General features: G+C 60.3%; 17 protein-coding genes. 10 read left to right on the top strand and 7 right to left on the bottom strand.

Annotation, left to right across the window (positions count from 1 at the left end):
• Nucleotides 1-35: 35 nt before the first annotated feature.
• Both RHIBUN_RS33355 and RHIBUN_RS0111370 read left to right on the top strand, forming a co-directional pair.
• On the top strand, nt 36-356 hold the full coding sequence (locus RHIBUN_RS33355) for a hypothetical protein (protein WP_025659678.1): 321 nt from the start codon (nt 36-38) through the stop codon (nt 354-356).
• A gap of 48 nt (nt 357-404) precedes the next feature.
• Nucleotides 405-662, top strand: a complete 258-nt coding sequence (locus RHIBUN_RS0111370; protein WP_025659677.1) for a hypothetical protein — start codon at nt 405-407, stop codon at nt 660-662.
• Nucleotides 663-672: 10 nt separating this feature from the next.
• Here RHIBUN_RS0111370 and RHIBUN_RS0111365 read toward each other — a convergent pair whose 3' ends face one another.
• The 7 genes from RHIBUN_RS0111365 to RHIBUN_RS0111335 form a co-directional block, all read right to left on the bottom strand.
• Nucleotides 673-3,858: a multidrug efflux RND transporter permease subunit gene (locus tag RHIBUN_RS0111365; RefSeq protein WP_025659676.1), complete on the bottom strand. Its 3,186-nt coding sequence runs from the start codon at nt 3,856-3,858 to the stop codon at nt 673-675.
• Complete coding sequence (locus tag RHIBUN_RS0111360; RefSeq protein WP_025659675.1) at nt 3,855-5,006, bottom strand: efflux RND transporter periplasmic adaptor subunit; 1,152 nt, start codon at nt 5,004-5,006, stop codon at nt 3,855-3,857. Before RHIBUN_RS0111360 ends, RHIBUN_RS0111365 begins: the two co-directional genes overlap by 4 nt.
• 143 nt (nt 5,007-5,149) lie before the next feature.
• Nucleotides 5,150-5,701, bottom strand: coding sequence for a peroxidase-related enzyme (locus tag RHIBUN_RS0111355; RefSeq protein ID WP_025659674.1), 552 nt, complete (start codon nt 5,699-5,701; stop codon nt 5,150-5,152).
• A gap of 48 nt (nt 5,702-5,749) precedes the next feature.
• On the bottom strand, nt 5,750-6,694 hold the full coding sequence (locus RHIBUN_RS0111350; RefSeq protein ID WP_025659673.1) for an AraC family transcriptional regulator: 945 nt from the start codon (nt 6,692-6,694) through the stop codon (nt 5,750-5,752).
• A gap of 58 nt (nt 6,695-6,752) precedes the next feature.
• A complete protein-coding gene (locus RHIBUN_RS0111345; RefSeq protein WP_025659672.1) occupies nt 6,753-7,526 on the bottom strand; it encodes an alpha/beta hydrolase in 774 nt (257 codons plus the stop codon).
• Between the two features lie 197 nt (nt 7,527-7,723).
• Entirely contained in the window at nt 7,724-8,305 is a 582-nt protein-coding gene (locus tag RHIBUN_RS0111340; protein WP_025659671.1) for a chlorite dismutase family protein, read from the bottom strand.
• Between the two features lie 36 nt (nt 8,306-8,341).
• Nucleotides 8,342-9,169, bottom strand: a complete 828-nt coding sequence (locus RHIBUN_RS0111335) for a response regulator (RefSeq protein ID WP_025659670.1) — start codon at nt 9,167-9,169, stop codon at nt 8,342-8,344.
• Nucleotides 9,170-9,633: 464 nt separating this feature from the next.
• Between RHIBUN_RS0111335 and RHIBUN_RS0111330 the strand changes: the two genes are divergently transcribed.
• The 8 genes from RHIBUN_RS0111330 to RHIBUN_RS0111295 all read left to right on the top strand — a co-directional run bounded on the left by RHIBUN_RS0111330 (nt 9,634) and on the right by RHIBUN_RS0111295 (nt 20,123).
• The gene (locus RHIBUN_RS0111330) at nt 9,634-10,602 is read left to right on the top strand and encodes an MBL fold metallo-hydrolase (protein ID WP_025659669.1); all 969 of its coding nucleotides are present in this window, start codon (nt 9,634-9,636) and stop codon (nt 10,600-10,602) included.
• Nucleotides 10,603-10,640: 38 nt separating this feature from the next.
• Nucleotides 10,641-11,270 carry a pyridoxamine 5'-phosphate oxidase family protein gene (locus RHIBUN_RS0111325; RefSeq protein ID WP_025659668.1) on the top strand — a complete coding sequence of 210 codons (630 nt, stop codon included), beginning with the start codon at nt 10,641-10,643 and terminating at the stop codon, nt 11,268-11,270.
• A 9-nt stretch (nt 11,271-11,279) separates the two neighbouring features.
• The gene (locus RHIBUN_RS0111320; RefSeq protein WP_025659667.1) at nt 11,280-11,744 is read left to right on the top strand and encodes a nuclear transport factor 2 family protein; all 465 of its coding nucleotides are present in this window, start codon (nt 11,280-11,282) and stop codon (nt 11,742-11,744) included.
• A 23-nt stretch (nt 11,745-11,767) separates the two neighbouring features.
• Nucleotides 11,768-12,190, top strand: a complete 423-nt coding sequence (locus RHIBUN_RS0111315) for a DUF983 domain-containing protein (protein WP_025659666.1) — start codon at nt 11,768-11,770, stop codon at nt 12,188-12,190.
• A gap of 10 nt (nt 12,191-12,200) precedes the next feature.
• The gene (locus RHIBUN_RS0111310) at nt 12,201-12,608 is read left to right on the top strand and encodes a DUF302 domain-containing protein (RefSeq protein WP_025659665.1); all 408 of its coding nucleotides are present in this window, start codon (nt 12,201-12,203) and stop codon (nt 12,606-12,608) included.
• 202 nt (nt 12,609-12,810) lie between these two features.
• The gene (locus tag RHIBUN_RS0111305; protein WP_025659664.1) at nt 12,811-13,422 is read left to right on the top strand and encodes a glutathione S-transferase family protein; all 612 of its coding nucleotides are present in this window, start codon (nt 12,811-12,813) and stop codon (nt 13,420-13,422) included.
• 180 nt (nt 13,423-13,602) lie between these two features.
• The gene (locus tag RHIBUN_RS0111300) at nt 13,603-14,439 is read left to right on the top strand and encodes an alpha/beta hydrolase (protein WP_025659663.1); all 837 of its coding nucleotides are present in this window, start codon (nt 13,603-13,605) and stop codon (nt 14,437-14,439) included.
• Nucleotides 14,440-14,654: 215 nt separating this feature from the next.
• Nucleotides 14,655-20,123, top strand: a complete 5,469-nt coding sequence (locus tag RHIBUN_RS0111295) for an AAA family ATPase (protein WP_025659662.1) — start codon at nt 14,655-14,657, stop codon at nt 20,121-20,123.
• Nucleotides 20,124-20,127: the final 4 nt, after the last annotated feature.

Below are 20,127 nucleotides of genomic sequence, written 5' to 3'. Positions count from 1 at the left end.
GCGCGCTTGCTATGGCGGAAGAATGGATGACGATCATGACCGGACGAACTTTGAACGAAATGTCATCGGGCGAAAGACACGACATGGTTTCGCTCGTCGTAAACGCTCTGGAAAGCGTCGCCGAGGATGCTGACGGACGTGGCGACCATCAGTCTGCCCGAAACGCGATCTATCTCGCCTGCTCCCTTCGAGGGTGCAAGATAGAAACATCTACTGACATGCTTCGGGCGGCCGAGATCTTGCTCGAGCAGGGCATCAGCTATGTTGCCAGCCTGTCCGAACGGTTCGATGGTGTTTCAGACGAAGCAGACGACATAGGCGCCCCTCTAGTGGAGCCATCGCGCATTCTGCATTGATCCGGCCAACTTGCCGTTTCCTTGAAGAACCATCGCTAAGGAGGCAAATTGCCCTACGAACCAAAACCAGGCGAGATCTGTATCTTCGAAAACGAAAAAGCTGGACACGAAAACGCACCGGATCACCGCGGCTATTTCGTTGCACATCGTGATATCAAGGCGGGCGAGAAAATCGCGATTGCGCTTTGGGTGGGGAAGCCGGGCAGCGTCCGTACGTTTGGCGGAACTATTGCAGAGCGACCGAACTCCGGCGCCGACGCTGCGGAGGTCCCAACCGACCTGTTCGGAAACCCGCTACAGGAGTGAGGGCTGCACGTCACCCCTCACTCTGTTTCACGATCTCCAGCTTGGGAGATGGCCGCGTTAGAGGGCGCCTTCGTAGCGATCTGAGCACCACGTAAAAAACGGGGGTCAGGAACAGGCCGAAGAAGGTCACACCGAGCATTCCGGAAAACACGGCCGTGCCAAGCGACTGTCTCATTTCCGCGCCGGGACCGGTGGCAATCGCCAGCGGCAGGACGCCGAAGATGAAGGCGAAGGCAGTCATGAGGATAGGACGCAGCCGCAGATGGCTGGCCTCGACCGCCGCATCGACGATCGATTTTCCATCCTCTTCCGCCTGCCGGGCGAACTCGACGATCAGGATCGCGTTCTTTGCGGCGAGGCCGATGAGGACGATGAGTCCGATCTGGGTCAGCACGTTGTTGTCCATGCCACGGAGTAATACGCCGATCAGAGCTGCAAGGACGGCGAGGGGGACGATCAGGATGATCGCCAGGGGAAGGACCCAGCTTTCGTACTGTGCAGATAGTGCAAGGAATACGAAGATCACCGACAGCGCGAAGATGTAGGTTCCCGAACTGCCCGTATGCGTCTCCTGATAGGCGAGTTCGGTCCATTCGAAGGAGACACCCGGCGGCAGCACTTTCGCCGCGATCTCTTCCATTTTCTCGATTGCCGTTCCGGTGGAGGTACCCGGCGTCGGGTTGCCCTGGAGCGGAACCGAAACGTACATGTTGTAGCGCTGGACGAGTGTTGGCCCGCTCGTATCCTGGATGTCCATGATGGTTCCCAGCGGAACGAGTGCACCCTTCGCCGACCTGACCTTGAGCGCAAGGATGTCGTCCTTGTCCATTCGAAACTGGCGATCTGCCTGAGCCCGCACTTGATAAACTCGGCCAAAGGCATTGAAGTCGTTGACGTAGGACGTTCCGAGATTCACCGAGAGAGCGCTGAAGACGTTCGAGATGGGGACGTCCAAATAGCGCGCCTTGTCCCGGTCGATCGCGAGATAATACTCTGGGCTGGATTCCGAGAAGGTGGTGAAGACGCCTGTCAGTCCTTCGGTCGTGGCGGCCTCGGCCATTATCTCGCGAGCGAGGCCGAGCGCTCTCGTCATGTCGAGGTTCTCTTCGTCGAGGATCTGCATCTTGAAGCCGCCGGCGTTGCCAACGCCGCGAACGGACGGAGGCGGAATGTCGATGATAAATGCGTCTTCGATCTCGCGGACTCGCGAGTTGATCTCGGCAATGATCTTGTCGGCGGTGGCGCCGATCTTCTCCCGCTCGGCGAACGACTTGAACGGAGTGAAGATGACACCCGCGTTCGAGGCGGCAGTGAAAGTCGCACCGCTGAAGCCGGAGAACTGTATGGCGTTACGGACACCGGGCACCGTCTTGACGATTCCGCCGACCTTTTTGACGACCTCGTCGGTGCGGGCGAGCGACGCGCCATCCGGCAGCTGAACGACGACGATGGAGTAGCCTTGGTCCATGATCGGCACAAAACCTGATGGTACGACCGTCGACATGAACCATGTGGCCGCCAGCAGGGCGGCGAACACGGCCAGCGCCGCCGTCCGACCGAGCCATCCGCCGACGAGCTTTCTTACGATCCACGAGTAGCCCCGGCTGATCGCATCGAATCCCGAGTTGAAACCGTTAGCCAGCGCGGATCCTGCGCGGCATAAGATGTTCTTCATGTGCGGGACGTCATTGTGCGGCCGTAGCAAAATGCCTGCGAGCGCCGGAGACAAGGTAAGCGAGTTCAGAGCCGAAATCGCCGTCGTCACCGAGATTGTCACAGCGAACTGCTTGTAGAACTGGCCGGAGATCCCGGGAATGAAGGCAGTTGGCGCAAACACTGCAATCAGAACCAGGGAGATGGCGACGACTGCCGTGCCGACCTCGTCCATGGTGACATGCGCCGCTTGCTTGGGCGACATCCCGCGCGCCAGGTTTCGTTCGACGTTCTCGACCACGACGATGGCGTCATCGACGACGATACCGATTGCCAGCACAAGCCCGAACAGCGTGAGCATGTTCAGCGAGAAGCCGAAAGCGAGCAGGAAGGCGAACGTACCGACCAGCGATACCGGGATGGCGATGATCGGGATGAGCGCGTTGCGCCAGGACTGCAGGAAGATGATCACGACGATGGCGACCAGGATCGCAGCTTCGCCCATCGTCCGGTAGACCTCGAAGATCGAATCTTCGATGAACTCGGTGGTGTCGTAATTGATCTGAAATTCAAGACCTTCCGGGAAGCTCTTCGACAAGTTTGCCATGATGTCGCGCACCTGCTTCGCGGTCGACAGTGCGTTGGTGCCCGGACGCGCGAAGATGCCGAGGGCTATAGCGGGATCATTGGTCAGATAGCTATTGGTGACGTAGTCCTGGGCGCCTAGCTCGACGCGCGCGACGTCCTGCAGTTCGACCAGCCGTCCGCTTGCCGTGGACTTGACGATCACGTACCTGAACTCGCGGGCGTCGGAGAAGCGGCCATCGGATCGGACCGTGTATTCGAAGGCGTTCTTGCCGACTACGGGAGGCGCGCCGATGCGTCCGCCGGATATCTGCACGTTCTGCTCCCGAAGGGCCTCGACGACGTCGTCCGAGGTCATGCCATATGCTGACAGTTTCTCCGGATCGAGCCATATGCGCATGGAATACTGGCGTTCCCCGAAGGACTGGATGTCGCCGACGCCATCGAGCCTCAGCAGGACGTCGCGAACTTTCGTGCGGGCGTAGTTCGAGACGTAGAGCTGGTCGTAGCGATGGTTGGGTGAGAGGAGATGAACCACCATCATGAGATCAGGGGAACTCTTGTCGGTTGTCACGCCGATGCGGCGGACTTCGTCGGGAAGCCGGGGCAGGGCGATTGCGACGCGATTTTGCACCAGCACCTGCGCCTTGTTGAGGTCGGCGCCGAGCTTGAAGGTGATCGTCAAGGCCATCGCGCCATCGGCGCTGGAGTAGGAGGACATGTAGAGCATGTCTTCGACGCCGTTGATCTGCTGTTCAAGCGGCGTTGAAACGGTGTCGGCGATCGTCTGCGGATCCGCGCCAGGATAGGACGTCCTGACGATGATCGTCGGCGGGGCGATCTCGGGGTACTGCGACACGGGCAATTGCGTGTAGGCGATGCCGCCTACCACGAGAAGCAGGATGGATATGACGGCCGCGAAGATCGGTCGATCGACAAAGAAATGAGCGAACCTCATTGTGCTGCCTCCACGACTGCGGCCGACTGAGGCAGTTCGGTCATCTTCGGCGTGACCTTCGCACCCGGCCGGATGCGCATAAGGCCGTTGACGACGATCGTCTCGCTGCCATCGAGGCCCGCACGGATGACACGGTATCCATAAAGCCGGGGGCCCGTCCGAACGGCCTTCGTCCGAACCGTGCCGTCCTCGTCCACCACGTAAACGATGCGCTCGTTCTGGTTCGACGAGATCGCCTCGTCGGGGACGAGGACAGCCGAATAGGTGTTCGAGGCCTCAACCTGTATGCGGCCGAATAGGCCCGGCTGAAGTGTCAGATCCGGGTTCGGAAACCGGGCGCGGACGCGCATGGTGCCGCTGTCGCTGTCGACGTGGTTTTCGGCGAAGTTCAGCTTTCCCTTGAACTCGCGCCCTGTGTTGTCGCCGATCGTCGCGATGACGTCCACGTCGCCGCCGGATGCTTGCAGGTCGACCCCTCGCTTCTGGGCAGTCGCCTGGAAGTTCAGCAGCCGTCGTTCGTCCACGTCGAAATAGAAATCGATCGGGTCGAGGGTGACTATCGTCGTCATGACGGACGAGTCTGCTTGGACTAAGTTGCCGATCGAGACGAGGTGGCGGTCGATTCGTCCGGTTAGCGGTGCGGCGATCTTCGTGTAGTCGAGGTCGAGAGCGGCGCGGTCGAGTGCCGCCTGTGCGCCCCGAACGTTCGCCTGCGCCGAGATCCATTCCCGTCTGCGGTCGTCCAGGATGGAAATCGACTGGCTACCATTCTGTGAGAGCGATTCCGCCCGCTTGAACTGCGCGTCGGCATAGGTGAGCGTCGACTTCGCGACCTCAAGCGCTGACGTTGCCTCGTTGAAGGCGGTCACGTACGGCCTCTGGTCTATGACGAAGAGCAGGTCGCCTTGCTTGACCAGAGCACCGTCGGAGAAGTGGATTTCCTGCAGGTAGCCGCCGATGCGCGATCTTACCGACACCTGCTCGACAGGCTCGAAGCGTCCGATGAACTCGTCGTTGTCGACCACGTCCCGTACCACGGGCTTGGCAACTGTGACAGGCGGGGGTGGGCTCTGCCCGCGGCCGTCGGCGGCCGAGAACAGAACCAGCAGACTGCCAAAGCAGGCAGATCGAAGGACGGTGGCTTTCATGCGTTCCTCCATCAGCGGTGCGCCGCTTGTCCATTTTTGGCATGCGGCCGACGCGTGGAGATGCCGGGGAGAGACGACCGGGTCTCCAGCGACGTCGACTGCACTCGGTCGGCAGGGAGGCGGACACCTGCCGACTGCTGCTGTCAGGCCGCGTGATGTTCGACCTCGGGGAAATCGACATCGGTCTTGAAGACCTCGTTCATGTAATTGGTGAAGGTGTTTGCGGCGACGTGGGCCACGATTTCGAGAAGCTCCTCGTCATCGAAGCCAGCGGCTCTCATCGCATGCAGCTCGTCCTCGCTCACGGATCCACGCGCCTCGGCAATCTTGACCGCGAACTTCACGGCAGCATCGGCTCGCGCATCCGAGGATCCGCCGCGACGGGCTGCCGCGATCTCATCGATGCTCAGCTTGGTCACATGGGTTCCGGTATAGGTGTGAGCAGCGAGGCAGTAACCGCAGCCGTTCTTCTGCGCGATGGCGAGCGCGATCCTCTCGCGGATCTTCTTGTCCAGCTTGCCCTTGCCGAGCGCACCGTTGAGCGAGGAATAGGCTTCAAGGACTGCCGGACTGTTTGCCATCATCCTGAAGACGTTAGGGACGCCGCCGATCCGCTTCTTGATAGCCTCCAGCGTGGGGCGAGAAGCTTCGGGGGCAGCTTCGATGGAGGGATGAATCGGGATGCGTGTGGACATGACGAAACTCCTTGGGCTGTCGAAAGCGGACGCGGCCTGCGTCTGGCCTCAGTGAAGATTGGTGTGCTCGCAGGGGTTGGGATCGACGTGTTCGATGACGGGAGCCGAGGAAAACTCGACATCGCCAAGCGACCTGGCACCGGGGGAGCGTCTGGAGCCGCGCCATCTTCCCGGTGTCGACGCCGTCATCTTCTTGAAGACCGTCGTGAAGTGAGCCTGGTTCTGGAACCCGGTCTGCAGCGATATGTCGACCAGCGAGAGATCGGTGCTGAGAAGGAGCTTCGCCGCCGTCTGGATCCGAAGCCGCAGAAGGAACTCGTGCACCCCCATGGAGGTCGCGGCCTTGAACGTGGCCGCAAAGTGCGCCCGCGAGAAACCAGCCACGTCAGCGAGCTCTTCCAGTGTAAGCCGTTGGTCGAGCCTCGATTCCGCATGACGCCTGACACGGTTCAGCCGCCACGCCGAAAGAGGATGCACGCGGGGCAGAGATCGGTACCGCTCGAAGGCGAGCTTCGAGAAGTCGCGCGAAATGTCGCTGCGGCGCGCCGCCGATCCGTCCGAGATCTCGGCGATCAGCTCTGCCAGCCGGGTGTCACGGATGTTGAAGCGGCCGCCGACGACCGGGCAGGGCCCCTGGTAGCGTTCGTGCAGATACGTCAGGACGTAGAGGCAGGCATCGGACTGCAGCTCGAGAGATATAGGGTCGGAACCCTCGATGAAGGTGAGGCTGTCCTCGACCATGACACCGTGATAGAGCAGCCGCCCCTTTTGCTCGAGCCTAAGCTCGGAATCCCGGGCGGCAACGAGGAAGGTGCCGACACCTGAGCTCAGGGACGTCGTGATCGGTCTGCTGCCATTCTCGCGCGTTACCTTTGCGAGGAAGATGTTGGGGTCGTTGACCTTAAAGTGCTCCACATGAAGGCAGTCGTCGATGATCTCGAAAATGTCGCCTATCGTGCCGAGGCTCACCTTGATGGCGATGTCGGTTTGCATCCGCGTTTCCTTTCGTGGGAGGTTTCCGGTCGTGGGAGGTTTCCGGTGGCTCGGGCCGTCACTTGTCTGCGGCGGCGCGCGCGATCATTGCTGCCACCTTGTCGGGGTGCGAGATCATCACGACGTGGGACGATCCCTTGACCTCGACTGCTTCCTTCGCATTGGCGCGCTTGGCCATGAAGGCATGCAAAGCCGGAGGAAGGTTCTTGTCCTCGGAGCCGTAGATGAAGTGCGAGGGCAGGGATTTCCATGTCGGTTCGGTCGAGGGTTCCTCGAACGCTTCCGCCGCGATCGGCCGTTGCTCGACGCCCATCAGGGCGGCCTTGTCCTTCGGGACGTCCGCGGCGAACTGCTTCCAGAACTTGCTCTGCTGGATGTAAAGGTCGTGCTTGCCGTCCGGCTGGAGGACGGGCGGTGCGAGCGTGCCGCCCAGCGTACTGCCGGGGAATTTCTTGCCGAGTTCGCTGACGCTTTCACCCTTGTCCGGAGCAAGGCCCGACACGAACACGAGCGCCATCACGCCCGTATCCTTGATGGAGACATCACTGATGACGGATCCGCCGTAGGAATGGCCGACGAGGACGATCGGCCCCTTGATGGACTTCAGCACTTCGTTGACGTAGTCGGCGTCGTATTTCAGGCCGCGTAGGGGGGTGGCGACCGCCACGACCGGATAGCCGTCCTTCAGGAGTTTGGCTGCCACCCCGTCCCAGCTCGCGGACTCGGCAAAGGCGCCATGCACGAGGACGACAGTGGGCTTGGAGGCTGCGAGCGCCGAGCCGCTGATTAAGAGCGCCGCTAACATCGCGGAGCCTGACAGGAACGTCTTCATGGATGTCACCTCTGCGAGCGCCAGGATCCGAACGTCCAAGGGCACTGGTTTCATTGAGGTGACGCTACATCTTGTGGCGCAGAGATAGTGTGAGATGTCGGGAATCGATGTGAGACGCGGTTGGGTGACGAGAGAGTGTTCGCATGCGCGCGCGGCCCCACGTCGACGCTTCCGCGCATCTGCCCTTCCTTAAGACCCTAGCGATCGGGCTTGACCAAGCGGATATCGATCTCCCGCTCCATGTAGCTCCACTCCTTGGTCGATCTGAGTTGGCCAAGCATGTCTTCGAAAGCAACCTCGTCGGCGGGGGCGAAATCGAGGAATCCCAGGAAATCAAACGGCGCCTCGGATTCCAGATCCCTGCAGTGAAGCAGCCGCCGTGCAACGGCAGGCAGGTAGCGCAGTCCGATAGCTATGTGGTGCGACTGCTCCTCGAGAACGGCTCGGCGTTCGTCCTGGGGCATGGCCCACCAGTCGGCGTTCTTTCGCAGCAGGATAAGTGCTGCTCTTGTGGCTTCCGGGCGGCCGATCGGCACCTGCTTTTCGACCAGCGAATGCTTTTCCTCACGAGTCGTATATCGATCGTTGGTAGCGACCCCACGCAGTATCCAGGCGGCGTCTCTGCAATCGCCTGGAGTGCTTCCGAATATCATGGCCACTCGGGATACCGCCGCAATTGGCGGCCCCAAGAGGGCGCGCTGCGAAACGACGGCCCATTCGCCCCCGTTGCCGCCGATGAACGTCGTCGCTCTGCGATTCGGTGCACCGATCTCCGTCATGGGTAGCTCCGTGGAAGCGTTGCTGAGCGGCTTCGATCAGGCGTTGATCGCCAGATCTACCGCAGACAGCAGATCCTGGTGCCGAACGGGCTTTGTCAGGAATTCTACAGCGCCGGCCTTCATGGCGCGAACCGACATCGGAATGTCCGCATTGCCGCTGATGAAGACGATCCGCTGGCGAAGACCCGACTTCATGAGTTCGGCCTGGAAGTCCAAACCGTTTTGTCCCGGGAGGCCGACGTCGAGTATCAGGCAGTCGGCGCGGTGCACGCTATCGCTCTCTTCGTATGCTCTCACCGAGGGAAATGATCCCACGCAGTGGCCCACCGACCGCAGCAGTCCGGTGATAGCGCGTCGGACGCCATCGTCGTCGTCGATCAGAACGATGTATGGTTTGTTTTTGTCGACCTTCTCGACAATGTCGATTGCCGATTGCGGTGTGATGCCGAGTGAAAGGGCGGCGCCGCCTTCCGCCATGGCATCGTCCCGAACGAGCATGTAGCCGCGGCGAACGATAGTCTTGATCATATTGCCATGATCGCCCAGTGCCCGGCGAAGCGATCCGATCTGGAAACGGAGGTTGCACTCCTCGACGACCATCGATGGCCATACCTCGGCGAAGATCTCTTCCTTGCTCACGATACCACCGTTCGAGCGCAGGAGGACCATGAGGAGATCGAACGCCCGCCCGCCGATTTCGCGGGGCTGGCCGTCCATGAGGAGCTGTCTCGAGTGCGGGACGGCGCAGAAGCGGCCGAAGCGGATGGCGTCGTCACCTGCTTCGCGCGGGGTCTCATTAAGGTGCGGTTGCTCTGCGTGCCGAGACGTCGGACGGTCTGTCGAATTTGCGAACGGAACTTGCATGGCTGACTCCCCGGTCGGCTGCGGATGTCGCCGCATGTGTGGGAGCGCGAAGTTTGCTTCGTTCTCTTCCCCGGCCCGCGGAGGCATCGACATCAATTTGTGATCGCAAGAGCAACCTAACCCCGCAGGCAATGGCGAACAATCCGACTCTTGTCGCTGGAACACGGCCAAGGTCGATCCGGACTCGACCATAGTCTAGGATCCCGAATGGCTCGGTGCATCTCACGGGATCTCACCCGGCTTCACGACAACTACCTCGTGATATTCGTCGGGGGAGAGTATTGCTCAATCGACATTAGCATATGGGTTCGAGCGAACCTCGCATCAAACGAACACGGCACGCGCCTCATGCAGATCAACTTTCCTCGATCGAAGCTCGGCCGGATTTAGATCGAGGCGCCACCACGCTACCTCCCAGCGTGGTGGCACTTCTTCAGGCACGCAGTCAACCAATGGAGCGGGTAATGACCAAGCACGACTATGCCTTATCAAGACGCGGCTTCTGCCTCTGCTGCCTCGGCGGCGCGACGATTGCGGCCACAGGCGGGTGGCTGACGCCCCGGGAGGCCTTCGCCGCCGCCAAGAGCCAGGTCCTGATCATCCGCGAGGCCGCCGCCAAGGCCGACATCGCGACCACCAAGCTGCGCGGAGGCGTGAACGTTCTCGTCGGATCGGGCGGCAACGTGGCCGTCGTCACTGGCAAGGACGGCAAGCTCCTGGTCGATGCCGGAATAACCGCCACACGGCCACGTCTGGAGAAGGCACTGGCCGATATCGGGCCGGAACCGATCACCCATCTCATCGATACCCACTGGCACTTCGACCATACTGATGGCAACGAGTGGCTGAACTCGGAGGGCGCCGCCATCATGGCGCATCCGAACACCCTGAAGCATCTTGAAGCCGCCACCCGAGTCGACGACTGGAACTTCGACTTCCCGCCTTCTCCGAAAGGCGCGCTGCCGGCCCGGCTGATGAAGGGCGACGAGGAAACGCTGAAGCTAAATGGCAAGACCATCAAGCTCAGTTACTACGGTCCGGCCCACACCGACAGCGACATTTCGGTTTTCTTCGAGGAGGACAACGTGATCCATGTCGGCGATACGCTCTGGACCGGGCTCTACCCGTTCATCGACTCGTCGACGGGCGGCAGTATCGATGGCCAGATCGCTGCGGCCGAGGCGAACATCAAGATGATCGACAAGGAGACCATCGTCATTCCCGGTCACGGCGACATTGCGAACCGCGAAGACATCAAGGTCTGGCTCGACATGCTGGTCGGTGCCAGGGACAAGGTGGCCAAGCTGAAAAAGGCTGGGCGCTCCGTCGAGGAAACCATCGCTGCCAACCCGACCAAGCAGTGGGACGCCAAGTTCGGCCAGTGGGTGATCCCTCCGGCGCTCTTCACGCGTGTTGTCTACGAAGGCGTCTGAAGGCATTCTTGCCGAGAGGCTGCCGGAGGAGGACGACAATGGATACCGTGCATCAGGTTTCAAGCGACGTCGCCTTCACGACAAGCGTGAAGGCGATCCAGGAGCGCAAGGGGTCGCGTCGTTCGTATTCGAGGATGGAAGACCGCGGTGGATGGGCGACCACGATCACACCGGAACTCAAAGACTACATCGAGAAGCAGATCAGCATCTTCCTGGCCACGGTGAATGCGAAAGGTCAGCCATACATCCAGCATCGCGGCGGTCCGCCAGGCTTTCTTAGGGTGATCGACGAGACGACGATTGGGTTCGTCGACTTCGTGGGAAATCGGCAGTTCATTTCGCAAGGCAACCTGGTCGAGAACGACAAGGCCCATTTGTTCCTCATCGACTACGGCAGTCGATCGCGGGTGAAGATCTGGGGCACCGCCAAGGTCATTGAAGGCGATGAAAAACTTATCAAGCGGTTGATGCCCGAAGGCTACGCCGCGAGACCGGAACAGGTGATGCTCTTCCATGTGTCGGCCTGGGACGCGAACTGCCCCCAGCATATCCCACTCCGGTTCGAGGCCGACGAGGTGCTCAAGGCCATCGAGACAAGAGATGCGCGCATCAGGGAACTGGAAGCGGACGTCGCCGCGCTCAAATCCGCTGCCACCAATCATGGATAGGGACGACAAATGACACGCCCACCGCTGCCTCCCTTCACGCTTCAGTCCGCGACCGAAAAGGTCAGGCTTGCCGAAGATGGCTGGAACACTCGGGATCCCGCAAAGGTCGCGCTCGCCTATACCGTCGACAGTCGGTGGCGGAACCGAGCGGAATTCGTCGTCGGCCGCCCGGCCATAGAAGCGTTTCTGACGAGAAAATGGACGAGGGAACTCGATTACCGACTGATCAAGGAACTCTGGGCGTTTGCCGGAAACAGGATAGCCGTTCGCTTCGCGTATGAATTCCACGACGACAGCGGCAATTGGTTTCGCGCCTACGGAAACGAAAATTGGGAATTCGATGCCGACGGGCTGATGAAGTCTCGCCACGCGTCCATAAACGAGCACCCCATCGCTGCGGACGAGCGAGCGTTCAAGTGGCCGCTCGGCCCCCGCCCGGAGGGGCATTGGGGGCTGAGCCATTTCGGCTTCTAGCCTTCGTATCCATGGAGACGATGATGTCAAAGCACGCACACGTCGACACACTCACAAACGACAATTACCCGCCACTTTCACCGATGCACACCGGAGTGTGGGGTCTGTGTCCGAGGTGCGGCAAGGGACATTTGTTCAACGGCTTCCTGACGCTTCGCCCGAACTGCGAAGTCTGCGGACTGGACTATTCCTTCGCGGATCCAGCCGACGGCCCGGCCTTCTTCGTGATCTGCTTCGCCTGTATCCCGACAGTCCTATTGTCCGTATGGCTAGAAGTCGCCCATCACGCTTCGATCTGGACGCAGATCTTCGTCACCGGGCCGTTTCTTATCGCCACTTGCATCCCTCCGTTGCGGCCACTCAAGGGGTGGCTGATTGCGAGCCAGTACTTCTATAAGGCAGAGGAAGGCAGGCTCTCCCGCAAGGGCGACACCGCTCCTAACTGAGGACAGTTCGATGAAGCCTGTTGAGCACCGGACGACCCGCACGTTTGACGAATCCCTGGAAGCCATCAAGACGGCGATCCTGAAAGCCGGAATGACCATCTTCGCCGATATCGACCACGCAGAGGCTGCGCGTCAACACGGTCTATCGATGCTGGAAACGCGCGTCCTGGTCTACGGCAACCCAGTCGTTGGCACTCCGGTGATGAACGATACCCCGTTGGCTGCTCTCGATCTTCCTCTTCGGATGCTTGTGCGGGAGCTGCCCGGAGATCGGTCGGCGATTGCGTATCATCCGATCGCCGAGATGTTCGAGATGCTGGGCGTTAAGGGGCCGGACGCAACGCGCTTCGATGCTGCGCAGAGGACGATCGCCGAGGCGGTCGGTGTATTTCGGATCCCCGCCGAACTTCCAAAGTGACGTCGACCTCATCGCTGACGACGCCCTTCCATGCCGAGAACCCTGAAGCCGACGGCTGTATCGCGCCCTCGCGCATGCAGCTAATTCATTGCTTCTAAAGGGTTTCGACCACCCGACAATTTCGAAATACGACTAGTCCTCCAGTCACCATAGTGGTTCAGAGACCGGGGCCAACTCGTCCCGGGAGAACCGGAGACTGCGAATGCTTCTCTATTGCCATCCCCTGTCAGGCCACTCGCATCGTGTGCGGCTGTTCCTCTCGCTCATAAACCAGCCCGTCGAACTCGTTGAAGTCGATATACGACGCGGAGAGCAGAAGACAAACGAGTTCCTGAAGATGAACAGTCTCGGCCAGATCCCCGTCCTGAGAGACGGAGATGTTGTGCTTGGGGATTCGAACGCGATCCTGATCTACCTCGCAAGGAAATATCGCCGGGAGGATTGGCTTCCCGAGGATCCGATTGGTGCGGCGCAAGTCCAACGCTGGCTGTCCATCGCCGCGGGCGAACTCGCGTATGGGATGGCCGCCGCACGGCGCATGCGGCTGTCAAGCGCCAAGCCCATTCCGGAAGACGTGACCTCCCGAGCCTACGCCCTCCTGAACATTCTCGATAACGAACTCGAAATGCGGGACTGGCTCACCGGGAGGCTGACGCTCGCGGACATCGCGCTCTATGCCTATGTCGCCCGTGCCCCGGAAGGTGGCATCGATCTCACGGACTACCCGTATGTGCAGGCGTGGCTCTGCAGGATCGAGTCCCTGCCGCACTTTGTGCCCTTCGTCAAAACACCAGCTGGGCTCGCCGCCGCTTGATCGCGGACGCCCATCCATGAACCAGAGGATACACCGATGACAACGAAGACGGGTTTCGAACTTACAAGGCGGGACGCGATGATCGCGGGATCCGCTGCAGCCCTTGCCCTGGCGATTGCACAACCAGCGTCGGCCGCCAGCAAGCAGAAACATCAGCCAACACAAACGGAGGATAAGCTTATGGACAAAGTGAAGGTAAAGGACGGCACAGAAATCTTCTTCAAGGACTGGGGCCCGAAAGATGCCCAAGTCATCATGTTCCATCACGGCTGGCCGCTGAGTAGCGACGACTGGGACAACCAGATGCTCTTCTTCATCGCCCAGGGATATCGCGTCATCGCGCACGACCGTCGCGGCCACGGCCGCTCCTCACATAGCCGCACCGGGCACGAGATGGACACCTACGCAGCGGATGTGGCGGAAGTGGTCGAGGCGCTCGACCTCAAGAATGCGATCCATGTAGGACATTCGACTGGAGGCGGCGAGGTCGTACACTACGTTGCGCGCGCGAAGCCCGGCCGGGTCTCTAAGGCCGTCATCGTTGCCGCCGTGCCCCCTGTGATGATCAAGTCGGAGAAGAACCCCGGCGGCCTGCCGATCGAGGTGTTCGATGGCCTTCGGAAAGCCTTGGCGGAAAATCGCTCCCAGTTCTACATCGACGTGCCGACCGGGCCGTTCTACGGCTTCAACAGGCCGGGAGCCAAGGTCTCCCAGGGACTTATCGATAACTGGTGGCACCAGGGAATGATGGGCGCCGCCAATGCGCACTACGAGTGCATCAAGGCCTGGTCGGAGACCGACTTCACGGAAGATCTGAAGAAGATCGAGGTTCCGGTGCTCGTCATGCACGGTACCGACGACCAGGTGGTTCCCTACGCGGACGCCGGGCCGCTGTCGGCAAAGCTGCTGAAGAACGCCACCCTCAAGACGTACGAAGGCTATCCGCATGGTATGCTTTCGACGAACCCTGATGTCCTTAATCCTGACATCCTGGCTTTCATCAAGGCGAAAGCATAAGGCTGCTGGGCGGGAGCCGGATCACCAGGCTCTCGCCAAAAAGCGGCCGGAACTCACAGTAACTCACGGTATCTCACGCTAATTGCCATGCCCGCCTGAGCCGCGCCGCGTAATCTAGTCAGCTTGAAAATAATGTCGGGCAGGCCGTGCCGCCTCCTTAAAATTCGACTAGGATCACGAGCCGCCTCCTGTCGAGGGCATGCCGGAGCTTCGTGATGGACCTGTCGCGCTACCAGATGCACCTGCTTCGCGAGGACGCCGTCAGCGCGCTTTATCGGGGTACGTCGAGCGAAGGCGGTGCTCCGCTCCTACTGGTAACGGCAGCGTCCCCCGACACTGTTAGCGAATGCCACCCGCGTTTCGAGTACGTGTTCTCCTTGGCGGACCGCCTCGACGAAAAATGGGCTGCGACTCCACTGTCGCTGGAACGTCACGACGGCCGAGAGTTCCTGGTGCTTCAGGACAAGGGCGGGATGCCGCTGACTGCCGAGCTGGGCCGTCCATTCGAACTGGGCCGATTTCTCGCCGTAGCCACGAACGCGGCCGTGGCCGTGAGACAGGTTCACGAAAGAGGATTGATCCACAGGGATCTTCGCCCGGACCGCATTCTTGCAGACGACTTGGGAAGGGTTTGGCTGCTCGGCTTCGGAAAGTCTGGTCCGCAGACAAACGTTAGCGAACTGCCTGCCACCGCCCGTGGCATGGCGGATTCCCTCCCTTACGTGTCGCCCGAGCAAACGGGCAGGATGAAGTGGCCCGTCGACAGTCGTAGTGACCTCTATTCACTGGGTGTCGTCTTCTATCAGATGCTGACCGGCGGACTGCCGTTCATGGCAACTGATGCGACGGAATGGATCCACTCACATGTCGCGCGACGGCCAATCCCGCCGCGTGAGCGAAACGAGGCGATCCCTCCTGTTCTTGAGTTGATCGTACTCAAACTTCTGAGCAAGAATTCCGACGACCGATATCAAACCGCTGCGGGGCTGGTCAGCGATCTGAGGCGCTGTCAGGATAGCTGGAATTCGACCGGTGCTCTCGAAGACTTCGAAATCGGCACCGCCGACGGGGCCGATCGGCTGCATGTTCCGGATCGGCTTTATGGTCGCTCCTCTGAAATGGAGACCATCGCCTCCGCATTCGATTTTGTCAGATCGGAAGGCGGCAAGGCCGTGGCGCTCGTATCGGGTCCGACAGGGGTTGGCAAATCGTCACTGATCCGCGAACTCCACAAGCTGATCTCCAAAAGTGAATGCATGTTCGCGTCGGGGAAGTTCGATCAGTACACCCGCGACATACCGTATGCGACCATCGTGCAGGCGTTCCGCGGTCTGGTGCGCCAGATCCTTGCTTTAGGGGAAAGCGAGCTGGGCCGCTGGCGCACGACCCTGCTGGCCTCCCTCGGTAGAAACGCCCAGCTCATGATCAACCTCATCCCGGAGCTGGCCCTGGTCATTGGCGAGCAGCCGCCCGCACCGGAATTGCAGCCGCACGAAGCCAAAGCGCGCTTCAATCTGGTCTTCCAGCGATTCATCGAGGTATTCGCGCGCGCGGAGCACCCCCTGGTGCTCTTCATCGATGACGTCCAGTGGCTGGATGTCGCGACCATCGAGCTCATCAGGACGATCACCCTCGACGACCACGTCCGGCATCTGTTCTTGATTTGCGCTTACCGCGACGATGAGGTTCAGGCCGGACACCCGTTGCTTGCTGCGCGGGAAGTGCTGAGAAATGGGACCTGCCGTTTCGAGGAGGTGAAGCTCGGCCCGCTGAACGAGGCCGAGATCTCCCAGCTTCTTGCCGACATGCTCGGAAGGGAGATCGGATCAGTTGATTTCCTGGCGCAGCTCGTAGGACAAAAAACCGGAGGAAATCCATTCTTTGTCCTGCACTTCCTTGAGGCTCTCGAGTTAGAGGGGCAGCTCACTTTCGACCGGAAGCGCGGCGAGTGGACTTGGGACGAGAGCCGGATCAGCGCGACCAGGATCACCGACAACGTCGCAGATTTGGTCGTTTCCAAGCTTGGGAGGCTTCCTTCCCGGGCGCTCGAAATCGTAAAGTTGATGTCATGTCTCGGCAGTGGCGCCCCGGCGGCGATCCTCGCGGTGGTCACGGGCAAGACGCAGCAGCAGATCTCCGAAATCCTCCAGGAGGCTGAAGCTGGAGGGCTGCTCTTCCGGTCTGAAGACGACTTCGTCCTTGTTCACGACAGGGTTCAGGAAGAGGCTTACCGGATGATACCGCAGGCCGAGAGACCAGAAATTCATTTCCGGATCGGCCAGGCGCTTTTATCCAACCTTCCGCCGGGTGCATTGAAGACCCGCATTTTCCAAGTCGCAGACCAGCTTGCACGGGGACTTGGGCGAGTGTTGTCCGGCGAGGAAAGCGTGCAAATAGCCGAAGCATTCCTCGATGCGGGCAGGCTCGCCAAGGCCTCCGTGGCCTATCACGCAGCCTCGAAGTACCTTCAGACGGGCTTAAGCCTTCTCGGGGACGAGGCCTGGGAACTATACGATCTGAGGTTCTCCCTCGAACTGCAGCAGGCCGAATGCGAGTTCCTTACGGGCGAACACGGTGTCGCCGAAAAACACCTCGTCAGATTGGCCTCGCATGCCCGCGACCGAGTCGATCGTGGGGCAGTCGTCGGGCTCCGCTCCTCGCTGTACCTTACGCTCGGCGATCAGGACAAGGCTGTAGAAGTGGCGTTGGAATACCTTCGTGATTTCGGGATCGAATGGACGGCCCATCCAGCGGACGATGAAGTGCGGGCTGGCGTCGAAGAGCTCTATCGGCAGTTGGCAGGGCGGCCCGTAAATGAGCTTGTCGAACTGCCGAAAATCACAGATCCGGATTGGCTCGCCGCCATGGAGGTCCTTGCCTACACGATCCTCCCGGCGATCGTCACGGACAGAAACCTCGAAGATCTCATTTATGCAAAGATGGTTTCCCTCAGCCTTCGGCACGGCAACTGCGATGCATCCTGCTATGCCTACGTCTCAGTCATCATTCCGCTGGGGCTGAGGTTCGGGGATTACCAAACTGGGAAGCATTTCGGAAAGCTGGGTCTGGAACTCGTCGACGGTCATGGGCTGGATCGCTTTAAGGCTCGCGTCTACTCCTGCTACGGCTGCTTTGTAGTTCCATGGACCCAACATCTCCCGGCCTCGGAGCATTATTCCCGCCAGGCGATGGCCGTTGCGATTGCCGCGGCGGATATGGTGTTCAGTGTCGCTCCGGCGCAGGCCCTCGTTTCACACCTTCTTATAGGCGGTGTACCCTTGGACATGGTGCAGAGGGATGCGCAGAGCTTCCTCGTTGGCGCGAGAAGAACCGGTTTCTCGCTCGCGGCAGACGGGGCGGTCGCACAGCTGCTCCTGATACGAGAACTCCGCGGTTTTGACCGAACGGAAACAGGCGACGCTCTGCCGGAGATGACCTCCTTCGAAGCTTATCTCCAAGAAGCGGGTGATCGGCTGAAGATCGTGTCTGAATGGCACTGGATCTATCGCATGCAGACCCGGTTCCTGTCGGGCGACTATCACGGTGTTTTAGAGGCGGCCCGCCAGACGGGAGGCGCCATTCATGTTCGGTCTTTCATCGAGATAGCGGAGTTCCATTTCTACAAGGCGCTGGCCCACGCGACCTTGGCCACCGAGGCCGACAATGGGGATCGGGTATCGCATCTTGAAGCCATCCGCAGCCATCAGGTCCAGATCGATGCTTGGGCACGCAGCAGCCCTGAAAACTTCACCAACAGAAGCCTCCTTTTAGCAGCCGAAACCGCGCGCCTCGAGGAAAGGCAGGTCGAGGCTCTCAGACTCTACGAGGAGGCGGCTGGTTCAGCCCGCCGATATGGGTTCGTTCAAAATGAAGGGCTGGCAAACGAGCTGGCCGCGCGGTTCTGCGCTCACCTCGGACTGAGGGCTACTGCGGATAATTTCCTCAGGAACGCTCGATCCTGCTACGTGCGCTGGGGTGCGCTCGTGAAGGTACGGCAGCTGGACGCAGAGTGTCCCGGTCTGATTGATCAAACAGAGAAGGCCAACGGCGTTCTGGCAGATTCCCAGCCACTGAATATGGCAGCAGTGTTCACTATGTCCCAGGCGGTCTCGGGAGAAATTCTGCTCGACCGCCTGATCGAACGTCTCATGATCACAGTCCTGGAGCACTCCGGCGCCGTCCGAGGGCTGTTGTTGCTTCCCAAGGATGGTCAGATGCAGATCGTCGCCGAAGCCGTTACCGACGACGACCGGATTTCGGTGAGGCTCGAGAATTTTATGCGGAGCCTTCCGGAAACGGTGCTGGCGTATGTGACGAGGACGCAGGAAGTCGTGATCCTCGACGGGGTCCTGAACGACTCCTTTGCCAGCGATCCCTACTTCCGGGATGCTCCGTCGACTTCGATACTTTGCGTCCCGATCGTCAAGCTGAAACAACTGGTCGGCGTCCTCTTTCTCGAAAACGGGCTTTCCACCAACCTCTTCACGCAGGAACAGGTGGCTGTCCTGGAGCTTCTGGCGTCGCAAGCCGCGATCTCCCTCGAAAACGCCGGGCTGTACCAGGCTGCAAGAGACACGCAGGAAAAAGCCCGGCGCACCGCCGAGGAACTTCGGCTCGCATACGACATGATCCCAGCGCTTGCTTGGACCAGCGACATCGATGGCACGCTTCTGAGCTTCAACAAGCGGTGGTACGACTTCACGGGACTGACGCGGGAGCAGTCGATGGGCGAAGGCTGGGCAAAGGCCATACATCCTGAAGACATCGGCAAGGTCCAGCGGAAGTGGTCGGAGGTGCTTCATCTAGGCGAGGCAGGTGAAATCGAGGCGCGCATGCGCCGCTTTGACGGCGCCGTCCGCACTTTTCTTATCCGGGCGACTCCCATGCGGGACGAGCACGGCGCCATCATCAAGTGGTATGGTACCAACATCGACATCGATGACCTTAAGAGAATGGAAGAGGCCCAAAGCCTGCTCGCGCGAGCAGGCAGGCTGACGGCGCTGGGCGAACTGACGGCCTCCATCGCCCACGAAGTCAATCAGCCCTTGATGGCGATCGTCATGAACGCGGCAACCTGTCTGAAGTGGCTCAGCGAGGATCAGATCGACGTCGGGGAGGCACGGGTGGCGGCGGAACGGATCATCCGTGACGGTCACAGAGCAGGGGATGTCATCGCCAGCATCCGGGCGCTGGCAAGGAAGGCACCGTTGTCCATGGAGATCCTCGAAGTCAACTCGATGATTGAGAGCGTGATCGTCTTGACAAGAGGGGAATTGCAACGGCAGGGCATTGCGCTTTCGACGGAGCTCGATCCCAGTGCAGGGGCGGTGGTTGGGGATCGTATTCAGCTGCAGCAGGTCGTCCTCAATCTGATCTTGAACGCTGCCGAGGCCATGGCATCGGCACAGCGCGGAAAGCGACAGCTTCATCTGCGCACCGAACGGCGGGATGATGGCACGACACTGGTCGTGGTGGCCGACAGTGGGACGGGGGTCGATCCACTGAAGAGCGACCAGATATTCGACGCATTCTTCACGACGAAGGAAGCGGGTCTGGGCATGGGCCTGTCGATATGCCGCTCGATCGTCGAAGCCCACGGGGGGACCCTCTGGGTCGCGCCGAACGATCCGACGGGCAGCGTGTTCTCGTTCACGCTGAAGGGAGGGGCCGTTGTCCAGACTTAACCTG

The organism is Rhizobium sp. IBUN (assembly GCF_000510625.1).
GTDB classification, from domain to species: domain Bacteria; phylum Pseudomonadota; class Alphaproteobacteria; order Rhizobiales; family Rhizobiaceae; genus Rhizobium; species Rhizobium altiplani.
The sequence above is the reverse complement of the archived record's forward strand: the minus strand, read 5'-3'. Positions and strand labels throughout refer to the sequence as shown.

Bases quoted from the DNA above. Each gene is read 5' to 3' on its own strand.
- RHIBUN_RS33355 (WP_025659678.1), top strand. From the start codon at position 36: ATGACCGGACGAACTTTGAACGAAATGTCATCGGGCGAAAGACACGAC.
- RHIBUN_RS0111365 (WP_025659676.1), bottom strand. From the start codon at position 3,858: ATGAGGTTCGCTCATTTCTTTGTCGATCGACCGATCTTCGCGGCCGTC.
- RHIBUN_RS0111360 (WP_025659675.1), bottom strand. From the start codon at position 5,006: ATGAAAGCCACCGTCCTTCGATCTGCCTGCTTTGGCAGTCTGCTGGTT.
- RHIBUN_RS0111355 (WP_025659674.1), bottom strand. From the start codon at position 5,701: ATGTCCACACGCATCCCGATTCATCCCTCCATCGAAGCTGCCCCCGAA.
- RHIBUN_RS0111350 (WP_025659673.1), bottom strand. From the start codon at position 6,694: ATGCAAACCGACATCGCCATCAAGGTGAGCCTCGGCACGATAGGCGAC.
- RHIBUN_RS0111345 (WP_025659672.1), bottom strand. From the start codon at position 7,526: ATGAAGACGTTCCTGTCAGGCTCCGCGATGTTAGCGGCGCTCTTAATC.
- RHIBUN_RS0111340 (WP_025659671.1), bottom strand. From the start codon at position 8,305: ATGACGGAGATCGGTGCACCGAATCGCAGAGCGACGACGTTCATCGGC.
- RHIBUN_RS0111335 (WP_025659670.1), bottom strand. From the start codon at position 9,169: ATGCAAGTTCCGTTCGCAAATTCGACAGACCGTCCGACGTCTCGGCAC.
- RHIBUN_RS0111330 (WP_025659669.1), top strand. From the start codon at position 9,634: ATGACCAAGCACGACTATGCCTTATCAAGACGCGGCTTCTGCCTCTGC.
- RHIBUN_RS0111325 (WP_025659668.1), top strand. From the start codon at position 10,641: ATGGATACCGTGCATCAGGTTTCAAGCGACGTCGCCTTCACGACAAGC.
- RHIBUN_RS0111320 (WP_025659667.1), top strand. From the start codon at position 11,280: ATGACACGCCCACCGCTGCCTCCCTTCACGCTTCAGTCCGCGACCGAA.
- RHIBUN_RS0111315 (WP_025659666.1), top strand. From the start codon at position 11,768: ATGTCAAAGCACGCACACGTCGACACACTCACAAACGACAATTACCCG.
- RHIBUN_RS0111310 (WP_025659665.1), top strand. From the start codon at position 12,201: ATGAAGCCTGTTGAGCACCGGACGACCCGCACGTTTGACGAATCCCTG.
- RHIBUN_RS0111305 (WP_025659664.1), top strand. From the start codon at position 12,811: ATGCTTCTCTATTGCCATCCCCTGTCAGGCCACTCGCATCGTGTGCGG.
- RHIBUN_RS0111300 (WP_025659663.1), top strand. From the start codon at position 13,603: ATGGACAAAGTGAAGGTAAAGGACGGCACAGAAATCTTCTTCAAGGAC.
- RHIBUN_RS0111295 (WP_025659662.1), top strand. From the start codon at position 14,655: ATGGACCTGTCGCGCTACCAGATGCACCTGCTTCGCGAGGACGCCGTC.